11 protein-coding genes and 1 pseudogene are annotated in these 12,734 nt (G+C 61.0%); 6 read left to right on the forward strand and 6 right to left on the reverse strand.

The features are described from left to right. Positions 1 to 9: 9 nt before the first annotated feature. Entirely contained in the window at positions 10 to 1,365 is a 1,356-nt protein-coding gene (locus L0U81_RS07820; protein WP_233801440.1) for an MFS transporter, read from the reverse strand. A 295-nt stretch (positions 1,366 to 1,660) separates the two neighbouring features. Here L0U81_RS07820 and L0U81_RS07825 point away from each other — a divergent pair, with 295 nt between their 5' ends. After that, a complete protein-coding gene (locus L0U81_RS07825) occupies positions 1,661 to 2,068 on the forward strand; it encodes a hypothetical protein (RefSeq protein WP_233801442.1) in 408 nt (135 codons plus the stop codon). Positions 2,069 to 2,145: 77 nt separating this feature from the next. Here L0U81_RS07825 and L0U81_RS07830 read toward each other — a convergent pair whose 3' ends face one another. Further along, positions 2,146 to 3,216 (reverse strand): DNA-binding protein, encoded by a 1,071-nt coding sequence (locus tag L0U81_RS07830; protein ID WP_233801444.1) that lies wholly within the window; start codon positions 3,214 to 3,216, stop codon positions 2,146 to 2,148. Between the two features lie 447 nt (positions 3,217 to 3,663). Between L0U81_RS07830 and L0U81_RS07835 the strand changes: the two genes are divergently transcribed. From L0U81_RS07835 to L0U81_RS07845, 3 genes are read left to right on the forward strand one after another with little or no spacing between them, the layout of a single operon-like run. Beyond that, positions 3,664 to 4,644, forward strand: coding sequence for an ABC transporter substrate-binding protein (locus tag L0U81_RS07835; RefSeq protein ID WP_233801445.1), 981 nt, complete (start codon positions 3,664 to 3,666; stop codon positions 4,642 to 4,644). A gap of 28 nt (positions 4,645 to 4,672) precedes the next feature. Further along, on the forward strand, positions 4,673 to 5,647 hold the full coding sequence (locus L0U81_RS07840) for an ABC transporter permease subunit (protein WP_233801446.1): 975 nt from the start codon (positions 4,673 to 4,675) through the stop codon (positions 5,645 to 5,647). Continuing rightward, a complete protein-coding gene (locus L0U81_RS07845) occupies positions 5,644 to 6,420 on the forward strand; it encodes an ATP-binding cassette domain-containing protein (protein ID WP_233801447.1) in 777 nt (258 codons plus the stop codon). The genes L0U81_RS07840 and L0U81_RS07845 overlap by 4 nt, the downstream gene beginning before the upstream one ends. A 305-nt stretch (positions 6,421 to 6,725) precedes the next feature. Here the strand turns inward: L0U81_RS07845 and L0U81_RS07850 are convergent, their stop codons facing one another. After that, on the reverse strand, positions 6,726 to 6,944 hold the full coding sequence (locus tag L0U81_RS07850) for a YdcH family protein (protein WP_233801448.1): 219 nt from the start codon (positions 6,942 to 6,944) through the stop codon (positions 6,726 to 6,728). Between the two features lie 862 nt (positions 6,945 to 7,806). Between L0U81_RS07850 and L0U81_RS07855 the strand changes: the two are divergent. Next, positions 7,807 to 8,025, forward strand: a pseudogene (locus L0U81_RS07855) (DDE-type integrase/transposase/recombinase); the annotation flags it as partial. Positions 8,026 to 8,150: 125 nt separating this feature from the next. Here the strand turns inward: L0U81_RS07855 and L0U81_RS07860 are convergent. From L0U81_RS07860 to L0U81_RS07870, 3 genes are all read right to left on the reverse strand, one after another. Next, positions 8,151 to 9,149: a helix-turn-helix domain-containing protein gene (locus L0U81_RS07860; RefSeq protein WP_233801451.1), complete on the reverse strand. Its 999-nt coding sequence runs from the start codon at positions 9,147 to 9,149 to the stop codon at positions 8,151 to 8,153. Positions 9,150 to 9,270: 121 nt separating this feature from the next. Further along, positions 9,271 to 10,053 (reverse strand): SDR family NAD(P)-dependent oxidoreductase, encoded by a 783-nt coding sequence (locus tag L0U81_RS07865; RefSeq protein WP_233801453.1) that lies wholly within the window; start codon positions 10,051 to 10,053, stop codon positions 9,271 to 9,273. 26 nt (positions 10,054 to 10,079) lie between these two features. Further along, positions 10,080 to 11,612 (reverse strand): amino acid permease, encoded by a 1,533-nt coding sequence (locus L0U81_RS07870; RefSeq protein WP_233801455.1) that lies wholly within the window; start codon positions 11,610 to 11,612, stop codon positions 10,080 to 10,082. Between the two features lie 504 nt (positions 11,613 to 12,116). Between L0U81_RS07870 and L0U81_RS07875 the strand changes: the two genes are divergently transcribed. Next, positions 12,117 to 12,356: a hypothetical protein gene (locus L0U81_RS07875; protein ID WP_233804382.1), complete on the forward strand. Its 240-nt coding sequence runs from the start codon at positions 12,117 to 12,119 to the stop codon at positions 12,354 to 12,356. The last annotated feature ends 378 nt before the right edge of the window (positions 12,357 to 12,734 follow it).

Genomic DNA, 12,734 nt, shown 5'->3' on the forward strand with positions numbered 1-12,734 from the left:
GGCGGCCCGCTAGGACCTCGCGACTCCCGGTTCGCCCGACGACGGCCGCGCATGCGGATTCCCATGCGCCGTCTCGAGCGACGAGTCGTGATGCAGCAGCAACACCGCCGCCACCCCGACGAGCCCCGCGCCCGCGAGGCATAGCAGCCCGGCGCCGAAGCCGCCGGTGCTGTCCTTGATCCAGCCCATCGCGAACGGACCGAAGAAGCCCGCCAGATTGCCGAGCGAATTGATCGCGGCGATACCGCCCGCGGCGGCCGCGCCCGACAGGAACGCGGCCGGCAATGTCCAGATCACCGGCAGGCAGCCAAAGATGCCAAACCCGGCGATCGACAGCGCGATCATCTTCTGCACCGGATTGTCGAGTCCAGCCGCGGCCGCGATGCCGCCGGCCGCGATCAACAGCGCAATCGCGACATGCCAGCGGCGTTCGAGCAGGCGATCCGAACGCCGCCCCCACACGAGCATGCCGATCAGGCCGACCACGTACGGCAGCGACGTCACGAAACCCGTCTGCAGATTGGTCAGGCCGAACGACTTCACGATCTGCGGCAGGAAGAAGCTCAGGCCGTAGTTGGTTGCATTGGCGCCGAAATAGATCAGCGCGATGGCCAGCACGCGCGGATGGATGAGCGCCTCCTTCACGCTGAAGTGACGCACCGCCTCACGATGCTCGCGCTCCCGCTTCTGGCGCGCGATCAGCCAGTCACGTTCCTCGTTGCTGAGCCAGTGGGCGTCGGCGGGTTTGTCGGTCAGATAGAACAGCACCGCGAACGACAGCAGCACCGCGGGCATCGCCTCGATCAGGTACAGCCACTGCCAGCCGCCGAGTCCGGCGCGGCCGTCGAGCGACAGCAGCGCGCCGGAGATCGGGCCGCCGATCACCGTCGACAGCGGAATCGCCGCCATGAAATAACCGACCACGCGCCCGCGATAGGCGGCCGGAAACCACAAGGTCAGCAGAAAGATGATGCCGGGGAAGAAGCCGGCCTCAGCGATGCCGAGCAGAATGCGCAGGCCGTAAAACACGTGTGCGGGCGAGAGTCCGGTAAAACTCGCAATGTTCGGGATGAACGCCATCGCACCCGCGAGAATGCCCCACGTGAACATGATTCGCGCGATCCAGCGGCGCGCACCGAATCGTTCGAGCAGCAGGTTCGACGGCACTTCGAAAAAGAAGTAAGCGATAAAGAACACACCCGCGCCGAAGCCGAACGCGCTCGCGGACAGATCGAGCGCCTTGTTCATCTGCAACGCCGCGAAGCCGACGTTCACGCGATCGAGATAAGCGATGAAATAGCAGAGCATCAGGAACGGTATGAGCCGAACCGTGACGCGATGAAGGGTACGTGCCTCGAGATCCATTGATGTCTCCTCCGGTTCGACGACCGGTGCATGCCGCTATGTTGTGGGGTCTGCTGGCGGTTCGTATGCCTCTCTGTCGAAAAGGCATCGATACAGACTAGACGGTGAATCGCGATTCCGGAAGTTCTTTTGTGAACCATATGGTCCGCTCATTGCCGAGGTCGTTACAGCGTGACGCTGGCGTCGATTGTTAAGAGGCTCGCAACAGTGTTTTCGCTGGTATCGGCTGATCTCGCGCGAACGAATCCGGATAATTGCGGCCTCACTATTTGGTTCAAGATGCAGGTGCTCCACGATGTCGAATCACGGTTCGGACAGTCTTGCCGAGGCGCGCAAAAGGGTGCAGGTACGCGGTGCCGCATCCCTCGCGCGGGCGGCAAACATGGGAAGGAAGAGGGCCCGGCTCATCACGCGCATGCGCGGGGTGGCCGCGGTGGCGCTCGCATGCGCGAGTCTCGTCGGGTGTGCGTCGAGCACGGATGTGGTCGCGAGCGACAAGCCCGGCACCTACACGGTCGCGGCCAGCGCAACCGGTGGACGCATGGCCTGGGCGCGCGCCCACGAACTCGCGATCAACGAGGCGCGCGACTACTGCGAGCGTCGCGGCATGCAAAGCAGCGTGAATATGGAGACGGTCAGCGGCGTCAGCGTGATGACCGAGCATGGGTCGTCGGTCAGTTTCGAGTGTCATCCGCGCTTCTGACGCAGCGTAGCGCGCGGGTTGTTGCACGTGCATCGATGCGGGCGGGCGGCGAGTGCCGCCGCCACATCACGAGGTCCTCAATCCTCGCGTGCTTTAGCGGTCGTCGAACGTTTGACGAACGGTCCACCTGAAAAACCCGTCGTCGCATGGCCTTGCGCCGGCGATTTTTCGCGGGTGCGGCGGGCAGGGCGCGCGGATGTTTTTTCCGTCCGCGCCGTTTCGATCCGCCGTGACAGCATGTCGATACGATCGCGCAACAGGTCGGTCGCAGCCACGCGTTCGGCCAGCAATGCATCCTTTTCCGCGAGCTGCGCACGGGTCACGGCATGCCGAGCATCGGAGGCGGCCAGTGCACCTTTCGATTCGGCCAACTCGTCGCGCAGCGCGTCGCGCTCGGTTCTCGATTCGGCTTCGAGCATCGCCGCACGCTCCTGACTCGCCTGCAGTTCCTTGCGCAGACGTAGCGCCGTCGCCCGTTCGCTGTCGATTTCGAGCAATGCGCGCTTTTCCGCCGCGGCAAGCCGCTGCTCGTTCTGCTCGTGCGAGCGGCGCAGCTTGGCGAGCTCGTCGGCGAAATCGCGCCGGGCGTCGGCGAGCGCGGCGGCTCCGGCCGTGATTTCTTCCTTCGATGCCGCCAGTTGCGTCGTCAGCATGTCGTTGGCGGTTTGCAGCTCGACGATGCGCGCCTCGAGTCCGGCAATGCGCATGCGAAGGGACGCGGCATCGTTGGCCGCCTGGTCGGCTTTGTCCACGGCTTCCTGACGCTCCCTGTTTTGTTGCCCGGCCTGTTCACGCGCTGCGGCGATCTGCTCGTCGGCGTCCTGCCTGAACACGTCGAGCGCGGCGTTCGCGGCGTCGCTCGTCAGGCGCCACATCTGGGCCGCGAACTCGCCGGCCGCCGCCGCGACCTCGGGCGGCAAATCCGGACGGCCGACGTCGACACGCGTTTTGTCACGCACATCGGTCCAGAAATCGCGCAGCGCTTTGGCCGGCGCGCTCATGCTGCCTTTGCGCACCAGTTGATACAGGCGGTTCGCGGTAGGCGTCTCGCCGTAGCGGAAAAACAGCAATGCGCAGACCTCGCGATAAAGCGTTTGCGTGTCGGACGCGTTTTGGCGAGCGACTTCGATGTCGGATTCGAGGGTCATGGTGGGCGCGGGCTGCGAAAGTGGCGGTGTGTTGATAATACAACGTAAAACCGTCAAAACACTACATCAATCATTCTTATACACGACATTAGTACTATAATGTCGTGTTATTGGTTTGGCTTTCGGAATCTGAGCGTGTTGGCGGCTCATACTCAGCGCGTGGAACTAAATTCCCAACTTTCTGGGAACTAAAGCGAGTCCCGGCGCTTTCTCTCCACGCCCGACCGCCTGTCTTGCGAAGAAACGCAGAATCCGCATATCGGTTGTTCCTGCAACGATGCACACTGCATCATCCCCCCGGCCGCATCGAGCATGGCAGGCCAGACCTGCTGGAAAACACCAGGCCCTACGAGAGGACGCGTCAGTATACTGAGCCACTGCTGCCGGGCGTCGTCGCCTCGGAAAGACTGGGCGTCGCGCGTCGGACCCACCTGGAGGATGACAAACATGCTGCGCATCGTTCTTGGCTGTCTGATGGCTCTTTCCACGATCGTTGCCGGTGCCCTGCCCGGGGTAGCGTATGCGGATGCCGCGCACCCCGTAGTCGCGTTGCTGCCCGGGGTGACTGATCCGTTCTACTTCACCATGTATCGTGGCGCCCAGCGTGCAGCGAAAGAAGAGAACGTGCAGTTGCTCTTCCAGGTTCCGAAGGCCTGGAACACGAGCGAGCAGGTGCCGATCCTCAAGGCGTTCATCGCCAAGCATCCCGACGTGCTGCTCGTCTCGCCCGTCGACAAGCAGCAGATGATCGGCCCGCTCAAGGAGGCCGCCGACGCCGGCATCAAGGTCGTCACCGTCGACACCTATATCGGCGATGGTCACTACCAGACCGGCAAAGGCGATGCCGATTTCCCCCTCTCCTATATTGCTTCGGATAACCTGGAAGGCGGCCGCGTGGCGGCCCGCGCGCTGGCGAAGGCAGTCGGCGACAAGGGCACGGTCTATTGCGAGAACAACAAGCCTGGCATCTCCAGCACCGACGCTCGCGCGCAAGGCTTCATGGAGGAGATGAAGAAGCACCCGAACATCAAGGTGCTCGAAACGCAGTACAACGAGGACGATGCCAACCGTGCCGCCGCGCATGTGGCGGCCGTGCTCGCGCGCAATCCCGACCTTGCGGGCGTGTTCGGCGCAAACACGTTCTCGGGCAGCGGTGCCGCGCAAGGCGTCAAGGCGGCGGGCAAGCAAGGCCAGGTGAAGGTCGTGGTGTTCGACGCAGTGCCCGGCATCGACGAACAGATCAGGAGCGGACTCGTCGATATCGCCATCGCGCAACGTCCTGACGAAATTGGCTACTACGGCGTGAAATTTGCCGCCGACGCAATCCGTGGCAAGTCGATCCCCACCATCAAGAGTACCGGCTTCGTCGTGCTCGACCGCTCGAACATCGACAAGCCCGAGATGAAGCAGTACATCTACTCGAATTGACCGAAGCGAAGGGGCCTGCGCACACAACATGAATGACAAGCGTCTGGATCGCCTCGGTCTGGTCAGCAAGGTATGGCCGTGGCTGTTCTTCGGCGCGCTGCTTGTGTTTTTCGAAGCGTGGGCGCGCATTGCCGCCCACCGCTCGTTCGTCTTCAACGCCTATAACCTGCAGTCGATCGCGCTCGCTGCGAGTGCACCGCTGTTGCTTGCCATTGGGCAGACTTTCGTGATCGTCACGGCAGGCATCGACCTTTCGGTCGGGTTCGTCATGGGCCTTGCTGCCGTGTGCATCGCGCAGTTCACGCTTCTGGGGGGCGGCTCGCCGTGGGTACTGCTGCTCTCTATTCCACTCACAATCGCTGTGTGCCTGATTCCGGGCTTCGTCAATGGCGTGCTGATCGCGCGACTCGGCGTACCCGCGTTCATCGGCACGCTTGGCATGTACGGCGTCGCGCGTGGAGCGGGCTTTCTCGCCGCAGGCAGCGGCATGACGGTGGCCGTCGACAATCCCGGCCTCGCCTGGCTTGGGCGCGGCTGGGCGCCCGTCGTGCTCACTGCCCTGCTGCTCTCCCTCATGCACTTCGTCTTGTCGCAAACGCGCTTCGGCCAGTACACGTACGCCATCGGAGGAAATCCGCAATCAGCCGTGCGCGCTGGCATCAATGTGCGCCGCCATCTGTTTGCAATCTATCTGATCGCTGCAGCCTTCGCTGCGGTCGGCGGTATCGTCTACACCGCGCGCTTCGCAGCAGGCGCGGCCAACGCCGGCGAGCCGATGCTGCTCAACTCGATTGCCGCAGTCGTGATCGGCGGTGCGAGCCTCTTTGGCGGTACCGGCACTGTCATCGGCACGCTGATCGGTTCGCTCATCATCGCCGTAATTGAATTCGGGCTCGTATTTATCGACGTCAATGCGTTCTGGCAATTCATCGTCGTGGGGATCGTCATCATCGTCTCGGTGTTGATCGATCAATACAAGGAGCGGCTGGGGGGCGCGCAATGAGCGACGCGGCGGCGACGCCGATACTCGAAGCACGCGACATCTCGATCCGTTTCGGCGGCGTGGAGGCCCTCAAGCGCGTCTCGCTCCAATTGACGCCTGGTGAAGTGCTCGCGCTCGCGGGTGATAACGGTGCGGGCAAGTCCACGCTCATCAAGATACTCTCTGGTGTCTATCATGCCGATGCAGGCGAATTGCGCTTCGACGGCCGCCCGATGCAGTTGCGCGACCCGCAGGACGCCCGGGAACAAGGCATCGAGACGATCTATCAGGATCTCGCACTCGCCGACAATCTCGACGTTGGCAGCAACATCTTTCTGGGCCGCGAACCCACGCGCCGGAAATTGGGCTTTCGGGTCATCGACCGGCCGCGCATGGCCCAGGTCGCACGCGAGGTGCTCGAACGGCTCGATATCGTGATTGCGCAGCGTAAGCTGACCGGCCCGGTGAAGATGCTCTCGGGCGGCCAGCGCCAGGCTATCGCCATCGGCCGTGCCATCTACTGGAACGCGCGCGTTCTCATCATGGACGAACCTACGGCAGCGCTCGGCGTGCCGGAGCAGCGCAAGGTGATGGCGCTGATCGGCTCGTTGAAGGCGCAGGGCGTGGCCGTGATTCTCATCTCCCATAATCTGCACGATATTTTTGCGGTGTCCGACCGGATCATCGTGTTGCGCCGTGGCGAGGTGGCCGGCGAGCGCCGCATCGAGCAGACGAACGGTGACGAGATCGTGCGGCTCATGGTGGGCGATACTTACGCGAATGGCGCACGCTGATGACGCTGATGCCTGCACACGCGCAGGAGATCAAGGGGGATCAACAAGGTAGGCTTATTGATCGTTGCGTTCAGCAAGCTTGGCTGGGACGATCCGATGCAGTTTGCAGCTACCACCGAGAAACGTGGCGCCACCATTGTCGGCCCGAATCTTGGAGAGAGTCCCGGTCTCACCAAATAAAGCAAGCCAGAAGAAAACGCGGATACGGGAGCAGAAAGCGTGGAAACATTCACTACTGAAGTCACCAGCCGAGGCGACATACCGGGTCGAGAGCAACCGGCTGGTGGATTCCGCAAGAATCACCATCAGTGGGCAGTGGACCTGCGCAGAATCGAATAAAGCTGGTCCTTGAGTAGGAGCTTTTCTTTCTTCAGGCCGGTGATGAGCGATTCTTTGCCGTTTGTACGGGCGCATTCCAGGTTCTTAATCTGCTGGTCCAGATCGTTATGCTTATGGAACAGACGCGCGAAATGGGCGTCCTTGATCTTTAACTTGGAAATACGGTCGCGGTATTCTGGAAACATCGTGATTCCTCCGGGGTGTAACAGACCGATTCTGCGAGGGGGACGTCCTTTGCCCCACCCGCAACAACTTCTCACTTGCGCGAAGTCTTCGGGATGGCATTGATATCGAGCTGGTCGATTCGGATGCTGACTCCATGTGAGCTACCTCAGCGCCACACATCTTCGTCGGCTGCTTTCGTGAATTGCGGCGTCCCGCCGCAATGGCATTCAATTTATCTATCGGCGATCGAGCGTTGTGCGTCGGGGTCGGCTCATATTGAGGTATCGGCCAACAAGCGCCATAGAGAAAAAGGCCGATGGGATTGCCGGGTCTACAGCCGGCCAACGCATTGCCAGCGCTCGCCCTGCACGCCTCGCTCGAACACAAGTTCCCGCTTGCTCGCTCGGCTGATGTCTGAACGCGCACGTGGGGTGATCCGCAGACGCATCTGGCACGATACACAAGTCGCCGTCGGCCGCTAGCTTCAAAAGCGTGGGGCTGATGCGGTTGCACGTTGTGCCCAATGCTTGAGCCAAACGCTCGGTCGTCCAATCTTGACCGTTGGCTATCAGATCCATGAGCCGCTCGTCCAGCGTAGCGACAAAATGCTCACAAGACATATTGCCCTCCAACGACAGTTCAGTAAGGAAACTGTAACAGTCGCATGACGCACGGGCCATGAGGGGTTTTGTCGCACAACTTGAACCGATTCTGAGGGGCTCCGGTGAAAATCGGAGCCGTCAGTAGGTTAAGGCAACGGCTGTGATGTGATGGACGACTCCCGCTAAATGGCGAGAGATTCATCCCAAAGTGGGCAGGTCGTGATGCCCTTCGCGCCAATGCGCGCCAACATGAGAAACCAACCACTGTCAGATTTTGTCTAGTTCACTGCATTTCAACAACCTGATCGAGCAGGACCATCGCTGCATCAAGTGCCGAATCAATGTCATGCCCGGCTTCGAACATTTCGGTAATGCCGCGATTACTCTTTCAGGCATCGAGTCGATGCATCGCATCCGCAATGGCCAATTCAATGTTGCGACGCTCGGCCTCAAAGAGGCTATCGCGCCCACCGTCTGGACTGCTGTCCTGTCTGTTTGATAAGTAATCCGCTCTATTTCAACGATCTTTTTCGGATCATCTATTTGCACCAGATCCGTTCAGATCTCAGGGGTTCACTCCAAGCCAACTCCTATGCACTGACTTGTGCGGCGCGCTCCACGCCCTTACGACGCAAAGCGCCTGACCGTCGCCGACGGTAACTCGCCGAACATGCGGCGATAGTCGCTTGCGAAACTGCCCAGGTGCAGGAATCCCCATTTCGTCGCCGCGTTGGTTACGGAAAGCCCCAACCGCAGTTCCCGCCTGACGTGGTTCAGACGAACCGCTCGCAGATAGGCAACGGGGTTCAGGTCAAGGGCTTCATTAAAGGCGTACTGCACCGTTCGTCTGCTGACGCCCAGTTCCACGCAGAGCTCCGCAATCGAAAGCGGACATGTCGCCGCGTCTTGCAGCTTTTCCTCAACCGCTTTTACCAGTATCCAGTGCCTCACATCGCGCTCGCGGCCGGCGCCCACCGTATCGGGATAAACGGCAAGCGTCTCCGAGATCGCATACAGGATGGTGCGCTCCAGCAGGCGTTCCCGTTCGTCAGCGTCGACCAGGCGGGCCTGCAACGATCGCGTGCTCGCGGCCATCGCGGCGCGAAGCAGTTCGCGCAGGTTTTGGGCGACGTCGGCGTCGAGGGGAATCACGGGCGCCAGAGCCCTGGCGCGCAGCGAAGCGGCGACGAGACTGGTCTGCTCCGACGAAAGGGATTGCAGCTGGATTTCGACGTTAACCAGAGTGTGCTGGGCAGGCGAATAGAACTCGAACTGCGGCACACTGGAAAACACATGAAGACTGTCACGCCCGCTCTTTTCGCCGCACAGTCTCGCGTGCCCTTCCAGTTCGAGTGGAACGGCAATCACCAGCCGATCCGGGGCAATGGCGCCTTGCTGATAGATCACCTTGTCGAGTTCTTCGACCAGAAGGCGAACACCGCCTAGCGAAACGGTCGACAGTGCGCCATGAAATACGCCGCCCGATATCTGGGTATAGGTTGCGGACCAGCCCTCGAACGCCCTCGCCTGCTCGTCTACGTCTCGATATGCGCAATACGACACGGCCTGCGCATACGAGGCATCCGTGACATCTCCTGAGGTCGGCTGAGCATGCGCTGTCATGGGCGTTCGAAAGTGCCGGCGTGTGCTTTTGATTTTACACACCCCTATGCCCGAAAAAATTTCCTCCTCAGGCGCACTTTCGCACGCATCCGATCGGGACCGCCTGGCCCAATTGCAGCGCCTACACCGCCGAAAAACAATTGTCGACGAACAGTTGCGTGCCGTTGACAAAACTCGCATCGTCGGACGCCAGAAAGAGTGCCGCCGCCGCGACTTCCGATGGATCGCACAAGCGCCCTTGCTGGATAGATATCGCAGCTTCCGTTGCGTCCACGCCCATCGCCTGAAGCTCCTTCAGTTCGCGCATGCCATGCGGTGTCCGGATGAAGCCGGGCGCGACTGCGTTGCAGCGGATTCCCCGGTCACGGTACTCGACCGCGATGGCGCGCGCAAACATATGGCACGCGCCTTTGGTGGCGTCGTACAGCACTTCGCCCGGCGTCGCAAGGACGGCGGAAATCGAAGACGTACAGATGATGCTGCCTCGCCCCTTTTCCAGCATCTGTGGCAACACCGCCTTCGTCATCAGGAACATGCTTTTGACGTTGACGCTCATCAGCCAGTCCCATTCCGTCTCGTCGATCTCGAGGAAGGGCTTCACGATGAGCGTGCCGGCATGGTTGAACAGGACGTCGGCGTTTCCAAACTGCACCCGTGCCGCAGCCACCGCTGTCTGTACGTCCGCTTGCCGCGACACGTCGGCTTGCAGGCCGAGCGCGCTCTTGCCGTCATCGCGCAGCCGTGCCGCGAGCGTTTCGGCCGCATCGCCATCGCGGTCGATGATTACCACGCGGGCACCCTCGGCAGCGAACAGCGTTGACGCCGCCGCACCGCAGCCGCCGGCACCGCCGCTCACGATCGCGACCTTCCCTGCCAGGCGGCCGCCATTCTTCGATTGAGTCATGGTTGGTCCTGATGGGCTTGCGGTTCTCAAATGGACGGGTCGACGCCCGCCTCGATCTGCCGGATGCGGTCGAGATTGACTTGCGAACCGAGAACGGGTGGTCCCTTGAAACTCTTGCGAACGCCGAGCCCGTACCAGATCACCATGAGCGCCGCCACGAATCCCACCAACACATAGAGCACCTTCTCGTTCGGCGCCTGGATGCCGACGTAGGCCAGCACACACGCGCCGACCAGTGCGAGCAACGCGCAAGGCTTCGACCAGATGCCGAGCTGAAACGGACCTTTTTCATTCCATGTTCGGCCCTCCGCGAGCAGGCCGGACGCAACGGGCATCGCGTACGAAATGTAAAGAAACACCGCACTGCCCGCGCTCAGGACCGAGAACGCGTCGCCGTAGAGCGTAACGACGATAGCGAGCACCGCGCACGTCCAGATCGCTGCGCCGGGCGTGCGATGCTGCTCGTTCACCCTGCGCAGGTACTTCGAACCTGGCAATCCGCCGTCGCGCGCGAACGCATACACCATGCGCGACGTCGACATGATCGCAGCGAGCCCGCAGACGTAGTTGATGAAGAACATCGACAGCTCCAGACAGACCCGGAGGGCGGGCGGGATCGGCGCGAGGATCGCGCTGAAGAAGCCCGTTCCCTGTTTCATCGCGGCAGTCAGATCAGGCATCACGAGAACGAAGGCGCACACCATGACGTAACCGAACACGGCTGACCAGAACACCGACCCGATGATTCCGCGCGGCACGTTGCGGGCTGCGTCGTGCGTCTCCTCCGAGGTGTGGGCGGAGGCATCGAATCCGGTGATCGTGTAAGTCACGAGCAGCAGTCCCGAAAGAAACGCTAAGGGAGTCGCCTGCTTTGGCCAGGCGCTGCCGTCGGCACCCGTAAAGTTGGTGAAGCTGAACAGGCGGTGAAGATCAAACGGGACAGGCGAGTAATACAGAAGCGCGGCGACCAGGACGATCGTGACGATGAAGATCAGATAGCCGGAAAGGTCGGTGATTTTGCTGGCTATCCGGATTCCGCGCGCGTTCAGGAACGCTTGCGAAACAGTAATCAGCGTCAGAAACGCGGTTTGGTGCCACCAGTTGAGGCTGTCGGGGTCGACGCCGAACATCGGCGCAATCAGTGTCTTGAAGAACGGATCGTAGGTGCCGAAATTGATCGCGGCGATGACGAAAATGAGTCCGATCAGATTGATCCAGGCGGTCAGCCAGCCCCACCACTTCCCGCCGAGAATCGCGCCCCAGTGGTAAAGGCCGCCCGCGGTCGGATACGCGGAAGCGATCTGCGACATGGAGACGGCGACGATCAGTGCAAATATTGACCCCAGTGGCCAGCCCAATCCGATGGAAGCGCCGCCCGCCGCTGAAAATCCCATCTGGAACGCCGTAATGCCGCCCGACAGAATGCAGATCACGGAAAAGGAAACGGCGAAATTCGAGAATCCGTTCATGCGCCGCGATAGTTCCTGGGCGTACCCCATCTTGTGGAGCAGGCCAACGTCGCTGTCGGCCGCTGTTTTCAACTGGTGTTTAGTATCCATATGCGCTCCATCCCTGATGTCACAGTCTCCAGGCCGGGGCTTACCGCGATGCTGCGTCGCGCGCGTGGCTCAACCTGGCCCATCGGACTCGGACAACTGCCTCCGCGGGAAGCCGCCGTCTCGCTCCGACATACGGAAGGTAGAAAGCCAAAATCGGGAGCACTATCAGATTTCGGCAAACGGCCGCAAATTGAAGGCGTACGGGACCGACTGTCGGCGTACGATCGGCCGTTTGGCGCAACGAGGAGGCCGCGCTTTCCTCTCCGACAGCGGCGACGCCGTGCGCTTCTCTGTGCAGCAAGGTTCGTAGACTGACGCGAATTCACGCAACTCGCCAAAAATCCGTCGACCGATTTCTCAACGATCACCACACCTGCCAGCTTTTCGTCTCGTGCTCGGCAAGTTGACGACACCCCCGGCGTGTCTGGTCGTCTGTTGGATGCTGGAATAACCGGGCCCAACCGACAGTCTTGCAAGCAGGAAGACACGAAAGAGGTGATCGAAATGGACATCATCGACATGGCCCGTGCGTCGGGAATGACAGTTATCCTCGATGGAAAAATCGGCCGGGAGGAATACCAGAGCGTTTGTGGTTCGCTATCGGCGTTGCAGCGATTTGCTGAGGCAGTACGTCACTCCAACGCAAGCTCGAAAGGCAATCCGATCTTCGCGGCGCAGGTCGCCCAACTACAGCGGCATCTTGCGCCACAGCGCACAGCCGTGAAGGTCAGCACTGCCCATTGAACACGCGCTTCGTTCCGGCTGATCGCTCATGGCGATTGACGACACGCATGCGTCCCCTCCTCGCACCACCACTCGCATCACGGTCACCTGATGCTCGCGAGCCGACGGTGAACTGACTTTGCGTTCGAGGAATCGTGTTTTATTGAAGGCGGGAATAACCAGCGACCAGACCGCGTCTACATTGCATATCGCGCTTCATACTCAGGAGTCCGCATAGAAGGAGTTTTCTGCGGTCGCCTGATGCTCGCAACCCAGATTACCCGCCTGAAGCAACAACAGCTCGCCCCGACCAACTTCGACCAGCAAGGGTGTGGGAGTCGATATTCCGGGCGCTAAACCTAACTACATGTGCACGTCGATTAGACATGCTCATGCCCT

Source organism: Paraburkholderia sp. HP33-1, from assembly GCF_021390595.1.
Lineage (GTDB): Bacteria > Pseudomonadota > Gammaproteobacteria > Burkholderiales > Burkholderiaceae > Paraburkholderia.